General features: G+C 67.1%; 17 protein-coding genes and 1 other RNA gene. 11 read left to right on the plus strand and 7 right to left on the minus strand.

The window, feature by feature from the left end; all coding sequences use genetic code 11:
- Positions 1–7 precede the first annotated feature (7 nt).
- The 3 genes from ACH2CY_RS16190 to ACH2CY_RS16200 form a co-directional block, all read right to left on the minus strand.
- Positions 8–2,074, minus strand: a complete 2,067-nt coding sequence (locus ACH2CY_RS16190) for an extracellular solute-binding protein (protein ID WP_395020344.1) — start codon at positions 2,072–2,074, stop codon at positions 8–10.
- A gap of 118 nt (positions 2,075–2,192) precedes the next feature.
- The gene (gene hisN, locus ACH2CY_RS16195; RefSeq protein ID WP_395020345.1) at positions 2,193–2,978 is read right to left on the minus strand and encodes a histidinol-phosphatase; all 786 of its coding nucleotides are present in this window, start codon (positions 2,976–2,978) and stop codon (positions 2,193–2,195) included.
- Positions 2,979–2,982: 4 nt separating this feature from the next.
- Positions 2,983–4,023, minus strand: a complete 1,041-nt coding sequence (locus tag ACH2CY_RS16200) for a c-type cytochrome (RefSeq protein ID WP_395020346.1) — start codon at positions 4,021–4,023, stop codon at positions 2,983–2,985.
- 221 nt (positions 4,024–4,244) lie between these two features.
- Between ACH2CY_RS16200 and ACH2CY_RS16205 the strand changes: the two genes are divergently transcribed.
- Both ACH2CY_RS16205 and ACH2CY_RS16210 read left to right on the plus strand, forming a co-directional pair.
- Positions 4,245–4,982: a 3-deoxy-manno-octulosonate cytidylyltransferase gene (locus tag ACH2CY_RS16205; RefSeq protein ID WP_395020347.1), complete on the plus strand. Its 738-nt coding sequence runs from the start codon at positions 4,245–4,247 to the stop codon at positions 4,980–4,982.
- A 16-nt stretch (positions 4,983–4,998) separates the two neighbouring features.
- Complete coding sequence (locus ACH2CY_RS16210; RefSeq protein ID WP_395020348.1) at positions 4,999–5,847, plus strand: prephenate dehydratase; 849 nt, start codon at positions 4,999–5,001, stop codon at positions 5,845–5,847.
- A gap of 9 nt (positions 5,848–5,856) precedes the next feature.
- On the opposite strand, the gene ACH2CY_RS16215 is transcribed toward ACH2CY_RS16210, so the two are convergent.
- The 3 genes from ACH2CY_RS16215 to nudC are packed head-to-tail and all read right to left on the minus strand — an operon-like array spanning position 5,857 to position 9,084.
- On the minus strand, positions 5,857–7,731 hold the full coding sequence (locus ACH2CY_RS16215; RefSeq protein ID WP_395020349.1) for a hypothetical protein: 1,875 nt from the start codon (positions 7,729–7,731) through the stop codon (positions 5,857–5,859).
- Positions 7,728–8,174 (minus strand): GtrA family protein, encoded by a 447-nt coding sequence (locus tag ACH2CY_RS16220; protein ID WP_395020350.1) that lies wholly within the window; start codon positions 8,172–8,174, stop codon positions 7,728–7,730. Before ACH2CY_RS16220 ends, ACH2CY_RS16215 begins: the two co-directional genes overlap by 4 nt.
- 1 nt (position 8,175) lies before the next feature.
- Complete coding sequence (nudC, locus tag ACH2CY_RS16225; RefSeq protein ID WP_395020351.1) at positions 8,176–9,084, minus strand: NAD(+) diphosphatase; 909 nt, start codon at positions 9,082–9,084, stop codon at positions 8,176–8,178.
- A gap of 131 nt (positions 9,085–9,215) precedes the next feature.
- Here nudC and ACH2CY_RS16230 point away from each other — a divergent pair, with 131 nt between their 5' ends.
- From ACH2CY_RS16230 to ACH2CY_RS16270, 9 genes are all read left to right on the plus strand, one after another.
- Positions 9,216–9,848, plus strand: a complete 633-nt coding sequence (locus ACH2CY_RS16230) for a DUF6134 family protein (RefSeq protein WP_395020352.1) — start codon at positions 9,216–9,218, stop codon at positions 9,846–9,848.
- Positions 9,849–9,861: 13 nt separating this feature from the next.
- Positions 9,862–10,569, plus strand: coding sequence for a DUF6134 family protein (locus tag ACH2CY_RS16235; protein ID WP_395020353.1), 708 nt, complete (start codon positions 9,862–9,864; stop codon positions 10,567–10,569).
- Between the two features lie 82 nt (positions 10,570–10,651).
- Positions 10,652–10,750: signal recognition particle sRNA small type (gene ffs / locus ACH2CY_RS16240), an RNA gene on the plus strand.
- 83 nt (positions 10,751–10,833) lie between these two features.
- Positions 10,834–12,597 carry a DNA polymerase III subunit gamma/tau gene (locus ACH2CY_RS16245; RefSeq protein WP_395020354.1) on the plus strand — a complete coding sequence of 588 codons (1,764 nt, stop codon included), beginning with the start codon at positions 10,834–10,836 and terminating at the stop codon, positions 12,595–12,597.
- Positions 12,594–12,917 carry a YbaB/EbfC family nucleoid-associated protein gene (locus ACH2CY_RS16250; protein WP_395020355.1) on the plus strand — a complete coding sequence of 108 codons (324 nt, stop codon included), beginning with the start codon at positions 12,594–12,596 and terminating at the stop codon, positions 12,915–12,917. Before ACH2CY_RS16245 ends, ACH2CY_RS16250 begins: the two co-directional genes overlap by 4 nt.
- Positions 12,917–13,510, plus strand: coding sequence for a recombination mediator RecR (gene recR, locus ACH2CY_RS16255; protein WP_395020356.1), 594 nt, complete (start codon positions 12,917–12,919; stop codon positions 13,508–13,510). Before ACH2CY_RS16250 ends, recR begins: the two co-directional genes overlap by 1 nt.
- A gap of 4 nt (positions 13,511–13,514) precedes the next feature.
- The gene (locus ACH2CY_RS16260) at positions 13,515–14,195 is read left to right on the plus strand and encodes a phytochelatin synthase family protein (protein WP_395020357.1); all 681 of its coding nucleotides are present in this window, start codon (positions 13,515–13,517) and stop codon (positions 14,193–14,195) included.
- A 2-nt stretch (positions 14,196–14,197) separates the two neighbouring features.
- Positions 14,198–14,653 carry a thiol-disulfide oxidoreductase DCC family protein gene (locus ACH2CY_RS16265; protein WP_395020358.1) on the plus strand — a complete coding sequence of 152 codons (456 nt, stop codon included), beginning with the start codon at positions 14,198–14,200 and terminating at the stop codon, positions 14,651–14,653.
- A gap of 2 nt (positions 14,654–14,655) precedes the next feature.
- Positions 14,656–16,320, plus strand: a complete 1,665-nt coding sequence (locus ACH2CY_RS16270) for a DUF4166 domain-containing protein (RefSeq protein WP_395020359.1) — start codon at positions 14,656–14,658, stop codon at positions 16,318–16,320.
- On the opposite strand, the gene ACH2CY_RS16275 is transcribed toward ACH2CY_RS16270, so the two are convergent.
- A complete protein-coding gene (locus tag ACH2CY_RS16275; RefSeq protein ID WP_395020360.1) occupies positions 16,309–17,061 on the minus strand; it encodes an SDR family NAD(P)-dependent oxidoreductase in 753 nt (250 codons plus the stop codon). The genes ACH2CY_RS16270 and ACH2CY_RS16275 overlap by 12 nt on opposite strands.
- Between the last annotated feature and the right edge of the window lie 45 nt (positions 17,062–17,106).

Raw genomic sequence — 17,106 nt, forward strand, 5'->3', positions numbered from 1 at the left:
ATCTGGGTCATTTCCTGCGCCCGCGCCGGACGAGGACGAAAGCAATGATGGCGAGGGCGATGCCGCCGAGGATGTAGGGAATCGGCGTGCTGCCGCGGGTGTCCGGCGGCGTTGCCGGCTCCGCCGATGCTGGAGCGGGCGCAGGCGCTGCGGGTGCCTGAGACGTCGGGGCTTGGTCCGTGGGTGCCGGGGTGGCGGGTGCCGGCGCTTGCTGCGCGTCGGCGGGCGCGGTCGTTTTCTTTTGCTGCAACGCCGCTTCCTTCTCGGCATCGACCCACCAGGTGCTGAGGGTTAGCCCGTAAGGCGGCATGTTGCTGGGATGCGAGAAGCGGTTCCAGTAGGCGACCCGGTCGAAGGGCGCGTTCCAATGCGGGATGTAATAGAAGCCCCATTGCAGCACCCGGTCCAGGGCACGCGCCGAGGTGACTAGGTCGTCGCGGTCCTTCGCCGCGATGATCTTCTCGACCAGCTCGTCGACCACCGGATCCTTGATGCCGGCGAGGTTGCGGCTGCCGTTCGTGTCGGCGCTCTTCGTGGTCCAGAACTCCCTTTGCTCGTTCCCGGGCGAGAGCGACTGGCCGACGAGATCGACGGTCATGTCGTAGTCGAACTGATCCATCCGCTTCTGGTACTGCGCCGGATCGACCGTCCGCATCGTGGCCTTGACGCCAATCTGTGCCAGGTTCTGAATGAACGGCTGGGTGACCCGCTCGAAGGTCGGCTGGTTGAGCAGGATCTCGAACTCGAGCTTTAGGCCGTCTTTGGTCCGCACCCCGTTCTCGATCTTCCAGCCGGCATCATCGAGGATCTTGCTGGCGGTCTCGAGATTGGCGCGGGCATCGCCGGAGCCGTCGGTCTTCGGCGGGTTGTATTCGGTGGTGAAGACCTCATCCGGGATCTTGCCCTTGTATGGGTCGAGGATCTTCAGCTCCTCCGGCGAGGGCGTGCCGGTCGAGCCCAGCTCCGACGGCCCGAAATAGCTCCGGATGCGCACGTACTGCCCGTAGAACAGCGCCTTGTTGCTCCATTCGAAGTCGAAGGCATAGGCCAGCGCCTCGCGCACCTTGCGGTCCTGGAACATCGGCTTGCGCAGGTTGTAGACGAAACCCTGCATGAGATTCCGGCCTTCGGTCGGAATCTTCTCCTTGATGATCCGACCGTCGAACACGGCGGGGATCTCGTAGGCGGTGGCCCAGTTCTTGGCGCTGGACTCCAGGTTGATGTCGAAGGTGCCGGCCTTGAAGGCTTCGAGCGACACCGTCTGGTCGCGGTAGAAGTCGTAGCGGATGGTGTCGAAGTTGTTCTGGCCGACATTGACCGCCAGGTCTTTGCCCCAATAATCCTTCACCCGCTCGAGCGTGATCGAACGCCCGGCCTCGTACTTGGCGATTTTGTAGGGACCGCTGCCCTCCGGGACATCGAGCGATGGCTGGGTGATGTCCTTGTCCTTCCAGAGATGCTGGGGCAGGACGGGCAGCTGGCCGAGGATCAGTGGCAGCTCTCGATTATCCCCGGGTGCGAAACTGAACTTCACCTTGAGGTCGCCCAGCTTCTCCGCCTTGGCAACGCTGCTGTAGTAGCTCTGATAGAAGGGCGGTCCTTTCTCCTTCAGGATATTGAAGGAGAAGACCACGTCGTCGGCGGTGATCGGCGTGCCGTCGTGGAAGTGCGCTTCCTTGCGCAGGTTGAAGATCACCCAGGATCGATCCTCCGGCACCTCCATGCTTTCGGCGATCAGCCCATACTCGCTGAAGGGCTCGTCGAGCGACTGCGTGGTCAGCGTCTCGTAGCTGGCGCCCACGCCGTAGTCGCCCTGCAGGGTATAGGGATTGAAGCTGTCGAAGCTGCCGATCCCGGCATAGACGACGCTGCCGCCTTTGGGCGCATCCGGGTTCGCATAGTCGAAATGCTTGAAGTCCGGGCCGTATTTCGGCGCGCCATGCATGGCCATGCCATGCACCGGCTTGACGTTCGGGTCTTGGGCTTCCGCCGATCGGATGGAGGGGGGCAGTGCGAAGGCGGCGCTCCACGCGAGGAGGGTTGCGAAAGCCAGACCCAGCGTCGAGCGCGTCATGCCGATTTCCCTAGTCCCATATGGTTTTATGGTGAGCCGCTTTGGCGCGGCTTGCCGCCATCCTAGCGGAGACTTTCCCCGCAGGGAAACAAGGTCGTGTAACGCAGATTAACGCCGATCAGGCGGCAAGCGTTGCGACCGCCTGGTCCAGGATGCGCCGGTCGCCGGCCGCGACCACCGCGCCTTCGGACTGCATGGTCAGGGCCTTGCCCTGCCAATCGGTGATGCAACCGCCGGCGCCCTCGATCACGGGAACGAGAGCGAGATAGTCGTAGATCCCGAGCCCGCGCTCGACCACCAGGTCGATGAAGCCCATCGCCACCATCGCGTACTGATAGCAGTCGCCGCCGAAGGTGGTGGACTTGACGCCATCGCGCAGCCGCTCATAGGGGGCGAGATGCTCGCGCTGGAACCAGACCGGCGAGATGGTCGAGAAATAGGCGTCGCTCAGCGCGGCGCAGGCGCGGCTCTGGATCACCTCGCCGTTCAAGGTGCTCTTCTCGCCGGCGACGCCGAGGAAGAGATCGCCGAGGATCGGCATGTCGATCACGCCGAGGATCGGCCGGCCAGCCCGGGTGAGCGCGATCAGCGTGCCGAACAGCGGCCGGCCGGTGATGAAGGAGCGGGTGCCGTCCAGCGGATCCAGGACCCAGACATGCTCGGCATCGGCGCGCTCGGCGCCGAACTCCTCGCCGATGATGCCGTGCGACGGGAAGGCGGCGTTGATCTTCTCGCGCAGGGCCGCCTCGCATTCCCGGTCGGCCTTGGTGACCGGGCTCTCGTCGGCCTTGTCGATGATGTCGAGCTTCTTGCGATAATAGCGCCGGAGGATCGGCCGGCTGACTTCCGTCAGCCGGCGCGCCAGATCGACGAACTCGGCAGGTACAGTCTCGCGATCGCCCAAGATCTTACTGCGGCAGCGGAACCGGGCTGTCGCTCTGGTCCCTGAGCCAGCGCAGCAGGTTGGCGCGGTCCTGCGGCTTCGGCAGCCCCGGGAACGCCATCTTGGTGCCCGGCGCGAACTTCTTCGGGCCGGCGATGAACTTGTCGAGATTCGTGAAGTCCCAGGTGATGTGCAGGTTCTTGATCGCGTCGTCGTAGTTGAAGTCTTCCTTATGCGCGCTCGGGCCGCCGACCACGCCCCAGAGATTGGGGCCGACCTTGTTCGGGCCGCCCTTGCTGAAGTCATGGCAGGCCTTGCACTTGGCGGCGACCTTCTCGCCCGCGGCCGGATCGGCCGCAGCGATCAGCGCGACGGCATCGGCGCCCGCCGCAGGTGCGGCGGCCGGCGCGGCAGCAGGCTCGGCCGGTGCCGCGGCCTCGGGTTGCGCGGCAGCAGCCGCTTCGGCGGCGGGCGCGGCGCCTTCGGCCGGCGCTTCCGCCGACTTGCCGGCCTCTTCCGCCGCCTTGATCTCTTCCGGCGTCGGCAAGGCCAGCGGGCTGTCGGCCTTGCTGCGCAGGAAGGCGATCACGTTGGCGCGGTCCTGGGCCTTGGGCAGGCCGGGGAAGCTCATCTTGGTGCCCGGCGCGAAGGCCTTCGGGCTGGCGATGAAATGGTTGAGGTTCTCGTAGGTCCAGGTGGTCTTCAGGTTCTTGATCGCGTCGTCGTAGTTGAAGTCTTCCTTATGCGCGGTCGGGCCGCCGACCACGCCATAGAGGTTCGGACCGACCTTGTTCTGCTCGCCCTTCCCGAAAGTGTGGCAGGCCGCGCATTTGGCGGCGGTCTTCTCGCCGGCCGCGACGTCGGCGCTGGCCAACAGGCCGCTGATCGGCTCGACCGCCGCCGGCTTCGCGCCGGCCGGGGCCGCCGCTTCGCCGCCGGCCGCACGCTCGCCGCCGCCTTCATGGCCGCCGCCCTCGAAGATCATGTTGGCGATCAGTCCGCTGCTCAGCGTCAGCATGCCGCCAACCAGAATGGCGGCGGCGATCTTGTTGGCTTCCAAAGACATGCAGGCAACCCCTCGTGGCAGGACCGGGGCGCGGTCTGGTGGACCGGGCCCGGCAATCGGCGCGGAATTTAGCGAGTTCCGCCCGCCCTGTCCAACTGCCCGTGGGGCCGGTAAATGCCCTTTGCGGCTGGCATTTCCGCTCGGTTTCCGGGCTGGTCTTTCCCTTTCGAGCGTCATAATGTCGCGGGCTTTTCCACCCAAAAGCCGAGATGATCCGCCCGATGAACCCGGTGGTCCTGATCCCCGCCCGCCTCGCGTCCACGCGTCTCCCGGACAAGCCCCTGGCCGACATCGCGGGCAAGCCGATGATCGTCCATGTCTGGCAACGGGCCAAGGAGGCGGGGATCGGCCCGGTCTATGTCGCCGCCGCCGAGCCCGAGATCTGCGCCGCGGTGAAGGCCGCGGGCGGCGAGGCGGTGCTGACCCGCCCGGACCATCCTTCGGGCTCGGACCGCATCTTCGAGGCCCTGGGCGAGATCGATCCGGAAAAGCGCTTCGACGTCATCGTCAACGTCCAGGGCGACCTCCCGACCCTCGACCCGAAGATTGTCCGCCGCGCCCTGGAGCCGCTCGCCAATCCGAACGTGGATATCGCGACGCTCTGCGTCGAGATCACCCGCGAGGCCGAGCGCAACGACCCCAATGTGGTGAAGGCGGTGGCCGCCCTGGCGCCGGACCAAGGGCGCTCGATCGCCCGCACGCTCTATTTCAGCCGCGCCACCGTGCCGGCCAATGCCGGTCCGCACTATCACCATGTCGGCCTCTACGCCTATCGACGCGCCGCGCTGGAGCGTTTCGTGTCGCTGCCGCCGGGCCTGCTCGAGCAGCGCGAGAAGCTGGAGCAGCTGCGGGCGCTCGAGGCCGGCATGCGGATCGACGTGGCGCTCGTTGACACTGTTCCGCTCGGTGTCGATACTCCGGCCGAACTCGAGCGCGCCCGCGCCGCGCTTCGCGCCTAAACTCGAGAAGAAGATCGTGACCGCGAACAACGTCATCGCCTTCCAGGGCCGTCCCGGCGCCTATTCGAATCTCGCCTGCCGCGGCGCCTATCCCGAGATGCAGACGCTGCCCTGCGAGAGCTTCGAGGACATGTTCGCCGCGGTGCGCGACGGCAAGGCATCGCTCGCGATGGTGCCGATCGAGAACTCGGTTGCCGGAAGGGTGGCCGACATCCACCACCTGATGCCGGAATCCGGCCTCCACATCATCGCCGAGAAGTTCCAGCGGGTGAATCACCAGCTGATGGCGGTGAAGGGCGCGAGCCTGAAGGACCTGAAGACGGTGCGCAGCCATGTGCAGGCGCTGGCGCAATGCCGCAACACGCTCCGCAACATGAATCTGACGCCGATCATCCGCCCCGACACCGCGGGCTCCGCGGCGGAGATCGCCGAGCTCGGCGACAGGTCGATCGGCGCGATCGCCTCGTCGCTGGCGGCGGAGATCTACGGTCTCGATATCCTGAAGTCCGACATGGAGGATGCCGAGCACAACACCACGCGCTTCGTGGTGATGTCGCGCGAGCCGATCGATCCGGACCCGGCCAAGGGCACGGTCGTCACCAGCTTCGTCTTCAAGGTGCGCTCGGTGCCTGCCGCGCTCTACAAGGCCCTGGGCGGCTTCGCCACCAACGGCATCAACATCACCAAGCTCGAAAGCTACATCCTCGACGGCGCCTTCACCAACGCGCAGTTCTACGCCGATATCGAAGGCCATCCCGACCAGCGCTCGGTGAAGCTGGCGCTGGAGGAGCTGTCGTTCTTTTCGCGCGAAGTCCGCATCCTCGGCGTCTATCCCGCCGATCCCTTCCGGCATAACCCGAAGTAAGGTCGGGCCTCAGCGCCCGTTCACTTCGTAGATCCGGTAATGCGGCGAGAGATCGATCGGCAGCTCGATGCGGGTCAGCCAGGCCGGCACATGCGCGCGGCCGAGATCGGCATAGAAGTTGAAGTGGTCCGGCGTATGCAGCCGCGGAATCACCACGTCGATGCAGCGGATCACCAGCGAGACCTGGCGCTTCTCCAGGATGGCCCGCGCCGTCTCGCCGCTTGGGTCGCGCATCGCATCGGCGGTGTCGAAGATCGCCTGCGGGTTGCGGTGATAAGGCCCGGCGACGAAGCGATAGGGCGTGCGGAAGGCGAGCTCCGGCGCGTAGGAAATGTCGTCGGTCATCACGATCGGCGCTTGGCCGTCCGCCGCCCACTTGCCGGGCCGCGCGCTGTTCAGCCATTCCGCCAGCATCGGCGTGGGGCAGCCGCCGCCGGCGGGTCCCGAGGGCAGCAGCTGCGCGGTGAACAGCGGCCCGCAGGTCAGCCCGACCGCGACCAGCACCAGGACCGGCGTGCGCAGCAGGCGTGATCTGCCCGCGAGCTTCTGCTCGGCGAGAAAGAAGAAGCCGGCGCAGATGATCGCAACGGTCGGCGCCAGCTCGACGCCGAGCCTGGCATGCATCAGCGCGCCGATCAGCATGAAGCCGAAGGCCATGACCAGCAGCAACGCCGCCCAGCGGTTGCCGCCGTGGCTGGTCCGGTTCCAGGCCCGGAAAGCGAACGGCAGCAGCACGATCGCCGTCACCGATTGCCCGGCCAGCGGCAGGAAATTGCGCAGCCGGCCGATGCTGGTCGGCCAGAGCGGCTGCATCTCGTTGACGGTGTCGAGGAAGTCGGCTTTGAGGCGCGGATCGACGCTCAAGGGTCCGAGCAGCAGATCCGGATAGAGCAGCAGCAGCGCCGCGAGGCCGATGACGCCCAATCCCGCCCCGGCCAGGCCGCGCAGCAGCACGCCGCCGCGCACCCGTTGCGCCGCCAGGAACACCGCGGCCCAGAGCAACGGCAGGACCAGGTAGGGGATCGAGACCTTGTCGTATTCGGGCGTCAGCCATTGCGAGGGCGGATGCTCGATCGGGATCGCGAGCAGGATGACCGCGCCCATCGCCAGCGAGAAGGCGCTGCCCAGCGCCGCCCAGTCGCGCGCGGGCTGACCGGCCAGCCGGCGTTGGTCGAGCGGCGCGTCCAGCCAGAACAGGCCCAGCGTCACGATGACCGGGACGATCGGCACCATCATCTCCGGGCTGACCCAGACGCCGAATCCGGCACAAAGACCCGCGATTGCCGCCCAGCGTCGTTGCTGCGACGGCTCGGTTCCCGCCAGCGCCGCGCGCAGTATCGCGCCCAGCATCAAGGTGGTGAGCAGCAGCAGCAGGGTGTGGTGGTCGGGGCGGCCGAACATGCCGTAGCCGAAGGCCGCGGCGTTGGTCAGCAGGATCACCGCCGCGAAGCGATAGCCGGGCTTCGGCCAGAGCGGCTTGGCGGCCCAGGCCGCGGCGAAGGAGGCGAGGATGTGGCCGGCGGTGGAGAAGGAGGCGCCGATCCAATAGACCGCGCGATCGACCGGTGCGCCGAACAGATGGGCGAACAGCGCCGGCAGCAGGATCAGGACATCGACCGGCCGGGTCCAGTGCAGCGACAGGCCTTCCGGCGCGCCGAGCCTCTGGGTCACGGTGTCGTACCAGCCGCCGCCGTTGTAGAGATCCATGATGCGCAGCACGCGCATGTAGCTGTCGGTATCGCCGAGCCCGTGCTCGCGCAAGACCACGCCGTTCTTGTAGGCGAAGAAGAGGTGCTCGGCGACGGCGAAGGCCAGGAACAGGCCGACCAGCAGCCAGCCTACCGCGCGGGAGGAGGATGCCTGCTGCGATCCCGCTTCGCTCACGGCCGCGCCTTGCGCTCGAAGACCATGGTCTTCGAGGTCCAGAAGTTGATCGCCATGCCGGCGAGCGAGCCCAGGGCGACGCCGATCACCGGATGCTTCGCCACCGGCTCCAGGAGCGCCACCGCCGCCGCATAGGTTCCGTAATTCACCAGGCCCCCGATCACCATCAGCCCGAGATAGGCCAGCCATTCGCCCATGGGATGGACTGGCGCCGGATGCGTGTCGGAAGGACTGTCGCGGCGAAAGGTGAAGGATCGGTTGAGAATCCAGGTCGCGGTCGCGGCGGCGAGGAAGGAGACCACGCGGCCGCTGTAAGGATCGAGGCGGAGTGTCAGCATCCCGGTGAGAACCCCCGCGTCGACCAGGAAACCGATGCCGCCGACGATCCCGAAGCGCAGCATCTGTCCCAACAGCTTGCCCTCGGGAAGCCCGGCGCCCGGCATGTCAGAATTTCAGCCGCAGCCAGTCTTCGATCAGCCGCCGCGAAATCGAATCCTTGCGCGGCAGCTTGAAGGTCTCGTCCTCGGGCGAGTTCAGCAGGTCCTGCCGCGTCATCCAGCGCGCGGATTCGAGCTCGTCCTCATCGACCTTGAACTGGTCGCTGGTCGCCTCGGCGCTGAAGCCGAGCATCAGCGACGAGGGAAACGGCCAGGGCTGGGAACTGAAATACCTGATCCGGGTGAGCCGGAGGCCGACCTCTTCATAGACCTCGCGGGCGACGGCGTCCTCCAGGCTCTCGCCCGGTTCGACGAAGCCGGCCAGGATCGAATGCATGCCCTGCGGCCAGACCGCCTGGCGCGCCATCAGGATCTTGTCGCCATGGGTGATCCGCATGATGACCGCGGGGTCGGTGCGGGGGAACTGCACCACGCTGCAATCCGGGTTGGTGCATTGCCGCTGGTGCCCGGCGGATTTGGGCTCGGTCGGCGATCCGCAGACGCCGCAGAACTTGTGCCGGTCGTGCCAGTAAGTCAGCCCCCGCGCATAAGCGAGCAGCGCGCCTTCGCGCTGCGGCATCAGCGCGCCGACCGCCCTGAGATCGACCGCGTGTCCGAGCGCCAGCGCCTCGGCTTCGTCGAGGTGGGAGATATCAATCAGGAAGTGGGCGGTTTCCTGCTCGGTGCCGAGCAGTACCACGTTCCGGGCCGCTTCGATGAAGGCGGCCCGGAGCTCCGGGTCCAGCACCAGGGCGTGGGGCGCCTCCGGATCGGACACATAATTCCGCAGTCGCCATATGGGATATAGGCGGGAGGCCGGATCGGCCAGCTTTTCCCGGATCCAGGCTACGTCCTCGCGGCGCTCCACCGCCCGGTTGAATTCTCCGGTGGCGTAGAAATTGACACGTCTAGCCATTACATTGAGGGCTGTTTTGAGAACAGTCTGAGTACGTACATGCGTGAAGCGCCATCATGGTGACCGAATCGACCTCGCGGCAAGCCTCATTCTCACGCGGGGGGATTGCGCGTGCGGCGGGGGCTGTCCTTTTGGGCCTGTTGCTGTCGATTCCGGTCAGCCGCGCGGCGCGCGCCGACGGCGCCCCCACCGGCATCTATATCTACACGATCATTCGCGAAGGCGAGCCGGTCGGGCAGCAGCGCATCGAGTTCGTCAATGACGGGGAGCGGCTGCGCGTGCTCAGTCATATGGAGCTCAGCGTGACCCTGCTCGGCATGACCCTCTATGCCTTCAACCAGCAGGTCGAGGAAGTGCATCAGGACGGCAAGATCACCTCGCTGGTTTCGGAAGCCGATGACGACGGCAAGGATCGCAAGGTCAATCTTTCGCTGCAGGGCGATCTCCTGAAGGGCGAATATAACGGCGGCGCCCGCGCGGTCGAGCCGACGCTGGTGACCAGCCTGTTCTGGCAGAAACCGGCGCTCGGCGAGACCCAGGTGCTCGACACGGTGCGCGGCAAGGTCCGGGACGTCACGGTGAAGGATCTCGGCGTCGAGACGCTGACCTTGCCCGTCGGCCGGATCGAGACCCATCACTACCAGCTGACCGGCGAATGGAAGCGCGACCTCTGGTACGACGCGAACGGCACGCTGGTGGCTGGGCAGCGCAGCGACTCGCCCGACGGCAGCGTCGTGCGGCTGGAATTGCAGCAGCGGCCGTAGCAGCGGAATATCCATGCGAAAATCGCTCGCCCTCCTGGCCGCCTGCGGCCTGCTGCTGCTGAGCGCCAGGATCGGCGCGGCGCAGGATGCGCCGGCCTGGCCCGGCCGGCTTGGGGCCTATGTCTTCGAGGTGACGCGCGACGGCGATCCGATCGGCACCCAGACCGTCACGCTGAAACAGGACGGCGAAAAGCTCATCGTCACGACCGAAAGCGCGATAGCGGTCCGGATGCTGGGTATCACCGTCTACCGCATGCACCAGGTCCTGACCGACATCTACCAGGACAACCGCCTGATCGAGGTCGCGGCGGAGACCAAGGATCCCGAGGGACTGCGCGCCGGCAAGATCACGCGCGAAGGCGACCGCTGGACCGGAAAGATCGGAAGACAGCACCGCGATTTCGAGTGCGGCTGCGAAGTCAGCAGCACGATGTTCCAGATGGCCGTCCTCAAGGGCGCGAAGATGATCGAGGCTTCGCCGCTCGAGTTGCGCTCCGTCAGCATCGAGGACAAGGGGCCCGAGACCCTGGATCTTCCGGAAGGCCGGGTCGAGACGCGCCACTTCGCAGTCACCGGCGAGATCGAGCGCGAGGTCTGGTACGACCCCGCCGGCAACCTGGTCTCGGCGCGCCAGCGTGGCAGCGACGGTTCCCTGATCCAGCAGAACCTGCTCAGCGACCCGCAGGCCAGCCGCGCGGCCGGTTCCGAGGTCAGCGACTAGCCGTTTTCTGCGACGGAATGGCCGCCAAGCGGGGGATGCCGAGGGGTTGCTATTGTCCTTCCGATCGCCGATATAGTGCCCCGGGAGGTTGGCGATGGACGGGCGTCTCGCCAACCCGGTCAGGTCCGGAAGGAAGCAGCCGTAACGAGTTTCCGCTCGGGTCGTTGTCCAGCCTCCCACCTTTCCCCGCATATCGTAACCCACTGACTCCACGCGACTATCCGCGCGCTTCCCTTGCGCCCCGGGATTCGCTACCAAGGGTCCATGCCCAATGACAGTGCGCCTCGCGATTCTGCGGCAGCCTCCGCCCCCTACCGGGTGCTGGCGCGCAAATACCGGCCGAGCGACTTCGCCGGCCTGATCGGCCAGGAGGCGCTGGTCCGCACCCTGACCAATGCGATCGCGCAGGGGCGGCTCGCGCATGCCTTCATGCTGACCGGCGTGCGCGGCGTCGGCAAGACCACCACCGCCCGCATCCTGGCGCGCGCCTTCAACTGCATCGGTCCCGACGGCAAGGCCGGTCCCACCGCCAGCCCCTGCGGCCAGTGCGAGCATTGCACCGCCATCGCCGAGGACCGTCACGTCGACGTCATCGAGATGGACGCGGCAAGCCGCACCGGCGTCAACGACATCCGCGAATTGATCGAAGGCGTGCGCTACCGCCCGGTCAGCGCGCGGTTCAAGATCTACATCATCGACGAAGTCCACATGCTCTCGTCGAGCGCCTTCAACGCGCTCTTGAAGACCCTCGAAGAGCCGCCCGAGCATGTGAAGTTCATCTTCGCCACCACCGAGATCCGCAAGGTGCCGGTGACGGTGCTCTCGCGCTGTCAGCGCTTCGACCTCCGCCGCATCGAGGCCGACAAGCTGGCGCAGCATCTGGGTTCGATCGCCGCGTCAGAAGGCGCGAAGCTTGCCTCGACCGCACTCGCGCTGATCGCCCGGGCCGCCGACGGCTCGGCGCGCGACGGTCTCTCCCTGCTCGACCAGGCGATCACCCTCGCCGAGCCGGGCCAGGAGGTGAGCGAGGAGCAGGTCCGCGCGATGCTCGGCATCGCCGACCGCACCCAGCTCTTCGAGCTCTACGAATCCGTGATGGCGGGCAAGGCCGCGGAAGCGCTGGGCCAGCTCCGCCGCATGTACGAGGCCGGCGCCGACCCGATCGTCGTGCTGCAGGACCTGCTCGACCTCACCCACTGGCTGACCCGCTGCAAGCTGACGCCGGAGGTGCTGAACCAGCCGGCCGTGCCGGAGGCCGAGCGCAAGCGCGGCGGCGCGCTGGCGAAGGACCTCTCGCTCCCGGTTCTGGCGCGGACCTGGCAGATGCTTTTGAAAGGGCTCGGCGAGGCGCAATATGCGCCGCAGCCTTTGGCCGCGGTCGAGATGGCCCTCATCCGCCTGATGCATGTCGCTGACCTGCCGACGCCCGGCGATCTGGTGAAGCATCTCGCCGGCCAGGGAGCTGCATCCGCGCCGGCGCCGACGCCTTCGCCGCGCGGCCCGTCGAACGGTCCGACCAACTATGGTGGTCCCGTCACCAGCGCGATCTCGACCCAGGCGGTGGCGCGCGATCCGGCCGCGCAGCCGGCGCCGGTACAGGCCGCTTTGCCGAAGATCGAGACCTTCGATGCGATGGTCGAGCTCTTCAAGGAGAAGAAGGAAGGCATCCTTCTCACCCATCTCATCAACGATGTGCATCTGGTGCGTTTCGAGGCCGGGCGGATCGAATTGCGGCCGACCCCGAAGGCGCCGGCGGATCTGCCGAATCGTGTTGCCGCCTGCCTGCTGAAATGGACCGGCGCCCGCTGGCTGATCAGCGTCTCCGGCGATCTCGGCGCGCCGACCCTGAAGGAGCAGGCCCAGGCCGTGGAGGCCGAGCTCCGCCGCCGCGCCGCCGAGCATCCGTTGGTGAAAGCGGTGCTCGACGCCTTCCCCGGCGCCACGATCGACGCGGTGCGCGATCTCAAAGTGACCGAAGAATCCGCCGCTGAAGAAGAGGCGGCGCCATTACCTGAGGAAGATCAATGAAGAATCTCGGCCAGATGATGAAGCAGGCGCAGCAGATGCAGGCCAAGATGGCCGAACTGCAGGCGGCGCTGGATCAGGCTGAAGTCACCGGCCAGTCCGGCGGCGGCATGGTGACCATCGTGACCTCGGCCAAGGGCGATCCGAAGAAGGTGAAGATCGACCCGACCCTGATCAATCCCAGCGAGGCCGAAGTGCTGGAAGACCTGATCGTCGCCGCGCTGCGCGATGCGCGCCAGAAAGGCGAAGCGATGGTCCAGGAGGAGATGGGCAAACTGACCGGCGGCCTCTCGCTCCCGGCCGGATTCAAGCTGCCGTTCTGATGCCGCTCTCCGAGATCGACAAGCTGATCCAGCTGCTCTCGAAGTTGCCCGGGCTCGGTCCCCGCTCCGGGCGACGCGCGGCGCTCGCGTTGATGAAGCGGCGCGATGCCATGCTGCTGCCGCTGATCGACGCGCTGGAGCGGGTCGCCGACACCGTGCGCGCCTGCTCGACCTGCGGCAATCTCGACGATGCCGACCCTTGTGCGATCTGCCGCGACCCGCGGCGCGATCCCGCTTCGGTCTGCGTGGTTGCCGATGTCGCCGATCTCTGGGCGCTCGAACGCGCCAATGCCTTCAAGGGCCGCTATCATGTGCTGGGCGGCGTGCTCTCGGCGCTGGACGGCGTTGGCCCGGAGCAGCTCAGCATCGGCCCGCTGCTGCGAAGGGTGGAAACCGGCGATGTCAAAGAGGTGATCCTGGCCCTGGGCGCCACGGTCGATGGCCAGACCACCGGCCACTACCTCGCCGACCGGCTGCATGATTTCGACGTCGCGATCTCGCGCCTCGCCCATGGCGTCCCGGTCGGCGGCGAATTGGACTATCTCGACGACGGCACGCTGATCCAGGCCTTGAAGGCCCGACAGAAGGTGTGAAGTCATGAACGAGCTGAGCAACGCCAAGACCACGCATCTCTCGCCGCTCTCGCTTGATCACGCGTATATCCAGGACAATCCGGCGCCGGCCTACTGGGCACTCTCGCCCTATCTCCTGCACCAGCACACCGACTGCTCCTGCTCGCTGGCCACGGCAACCATGCTCCTGAACGGCGCCCGTGCCATGGACGGCCACGCCCGGATCGGCCAGTTCGTCAGCGAGCGCGGCTTGCTGGAGCGGATGGGTGATGCGGAATGGGAGAAAGGCATCACCCCGCCCGATGGCGGCGGCGCCTCTCTCGCCGAGCTGCGCGACAAGCTGGAGCGCGCCGTGGCGCTCTACGGCCTTTCCGGCTGGTCGGTCGAGCATTGCACCGTCACCGCAGACGATGCCGCGACCGGCGCGGCATTCCGCGCCCATCTGGTGGCGATGGAGCAGGCCGGCGACCGGCTGATCGGCGGCAACTATCATCTCGCCACCACCTATGGCGACCAGTGGGACATCGGCCATTTCTCGCCGATCGGCGCCTATGACGCGGCGACCGATCGCGTCCTCCTGCTCGACGTCTGGAAGGCGGATTACGAGCCCTATTGGGTCGATCGGATGCGCCTCTTGAAGGGCATGGTGCCGATCTCGCCGATCAGCGGCAGCCCCCGCGGCTATCTCGTCCTCAGACGCGGCTGACCATGCCGCCGCCGCGCCCGGTCTCGGCTGAGGATCTGGCGGCGGCGCATCTTTCCGATCTCAGGAAGCCGCTGATCGTGTTCGACGGCATCTGCCATCTCTGCACCGGCTTCGTGCATTTCGTGATCCGTTGGGACCGCGAAGCGCTGTTCCAGTTCCTGCCCGCCCAGTCGCCGCGCGGCGAGGCGCTCTATGCGCGCCTGGGCTTGAAGAGTGGAGATTGGGATTCGAACCTGCTGGTGCTCGAAGGCCGCGTCTATACCGAGCTCGATGCCTTCATCGAGATCGCGCGGCGCTTCGGCGGCCTGTGGCGGCTGATGCCGATCCTCTACGTCATCCCGCGGCCGCTGCGCGATTGGCTCTACCTTCGCATCGCCCGCAACCGCTATGCCTGGTTCGGCAAGCGTGAGGCCTGCTATCTCCCGACGCCCGCGCTGGCTTCCCGGTTCCTCGATTGAGCATGCGGCGCATCCTGATCCTCGGCGGTTATGGCACCTTCGGCAGCCGCATCGCGCGCCTGCTGGCCAAGCGCAAACGCTGGTCGCTGCTGGTCGCCGGGCGATCGCAGGAGAAGGCGCAAGCCCTGGCGCAATCGCTCGGCGATGCGAACGTGTCGGCCATCGCGCTCGACCGCGAGGCGATCACGGCGGTCAAGCTGAAGTCTCTGGAGCTTTGGCTGGTGATCGACGCCTCCGGTCCGTTCCAGGGCGACCGGGCACTAGACTATCCGGTTGTGCGCGCCGCGCTGGATGCGGGTGCGCATTACATCGACATCGCCGACGCGCTGGGCTTTGTCCGCGGGATCGGCCGCTTCGATGCCGAGGCCAGGACCCGCGGCCTCACCGTGATCGCCGGCGCCAGCAGCGTGCCGACCTTGTCTTCCGCCGTGATCGCCGAACTCACCCGAAGCCTCGATCCCCTCGAAGTCGAGATCGCGATCAGCTCCAGCAACCAGGCGACCCTCGGCCGCTCGGTGCATGCGGCCTTGCTCTCCTATGCCGGCCAGCCGATCCGCGTCCGCCGCTTCGGCGCCTGGCGGGAGATCGCCGGCCTGCAGGACTGGCATCCGGTCGCGATCGCCGTGCCCGGCCACGCGCCGCTGCGCCGGATCGTGGCCGCCTGCGAAGTGCCGGATCTGGAGCTGCTGCCGGCGCGCTATCCAAGCCTCCGCAAGGTGATCTTCCGCGCCGGCACGGAGCTGGCGATCCTCAACCGCAGCGCCGGCGTTCTGGCTCGGCTGGTTTCGGCGCGCCTCTTGAAATCGCTGTCGCCTTTCACCGCGCTCGCCGGCAGCGCCTTCGGCCTGTTGCGTGGCTTCGGCAGCGCGCGTTCGGGCATGCTGGTGACGGTCGCCGGTCGCAACGGCGAGGCCTGGGAGCGCCGCCGCTGGAACATCCTCGCCGAGGACGGCGATGGCCTCTGGGTCCCGGCGCTCGCTTCCGCTTTGCTGACCGAGCAGCTCGACCGCGGCGAGATCGCGTCCGGCGCGCGGCCCGGAATCGATGTGCTAACCCTTGCGGATTTCCGCGCCGCCTTCGCCGCCTTCAAGATCGAGGATGCCAGCGAGGTGGAGCGCCTGCCGCCTTCGCCGTTCCGCCGCTGGCTCGGCGCCGCGGTCGATATCCTGCCGCAAGCCATCCGCGAACTGCACGATGATCCGCTGGAGCGCAGCGTCTCCGGCACGGTCACTGTCACCCGCGGCACGCATCCGATCGCGGCTTTGATGGGCCGGGTGCTCGGCTTTCCGCCGGACGCCGAGAACCTGCCGCTCACCGTCGCGTTCGAGCCGCGCGGTGACGGCGAGATCTGGCGCCGCATCTTCCCGACCAGCACCTTCAGAAGCCATCTGAAGCCCTGGCCCGGCAGGGCCGGCGCGATGCGCGAATGCGTCGGACCGTTGGCCTATGGCTTCCGCCTCGACACCGACGCGCAGGGCCTGCGCATGGTATTCGAGCGCTGGTGGTTCTGCGGCATGCCGCTGCCCCGCGCACTCGGTCCCCGGGTCGCGGCGGCGCAATGGCAGGAAGGCGAGGACTATTGCTTCTCGGTCGATGTCTCGGGCGTCGGGCTGGGGCGCGTCATCGCCTATCGCGGCCGCCTGCGCCTCAATCCCTCACGTCAATGACTGCCCGCCATCGACCACGATCGTCTGCCCGGTGATCCAGCCAGCGAGATCGCTGGCGAGGAACAGCGCGACATTGGCGATCTCCTCGGGCGCGCCGAGCCGGTCCCAGGGAATGCCGTCCAGGATGCTCTGATAGAGCTTGGGGTCCGCCGTCTTGCGGTCTTCCCAGAGGCCGCCGGGAAATTCGATCGAGCCCGGGGCGATGCAGTTGGCCCGGATCCGCTTCGGCGCCAGCGCCAGCCCCTGGCTCATCGTGTAGTTGATGAGCGCCGCCTTGACCGCGGCATAGGCGACGGAACGCGCCGAGGCCATCAGGCCCGAGATCGAGGAGATATTGATGACGCTGCTGCCCTTCGACTTCTCCAGATAGGGCAGCGCGGTCCGCGTCGCGCGCGCCGTGCCGAGCAGGTCGACATTGACGCTGGCCTGCCAGCCGCTCTCGTCGTCCTTCAGCCCCAGGCCGGAGGCGTTGTTGACCAGCACGTCGAGCCCGCCCAAAGCCGCCGCGGCCGCGTTCACCATGGCGGTCACCTGCTTCTCGTCGCCGAGATCGCAGGCCGTGCCGAAGACCTTGGCTCCATGCCGCTTCAGCTCGGCCTCGGCTTTGCGCACGCCGGCTTCGCCCCGCGCGCAGATCGCCACGTCGGCGCCGTTCGCGGCGAAGGCCAGGGCGATCGAGCGACCGATGCCGCGGCTGCCGCCGGCGACCAGCACCTTCTTGCCTTTGAACGAAATCTCCATGCGACCTCTCCCCCAAGATGCTTCTTCGGCGCGCCCCGCTGTCCT

It is taken from the genome of Dongia sp. (genome assembly GCF_041905885.1).
Classification (GTDB): Bacteria; Pseudomonadota; Alphaproteobacteria; order Dongiales; family Dongiaceae; genus Dongia.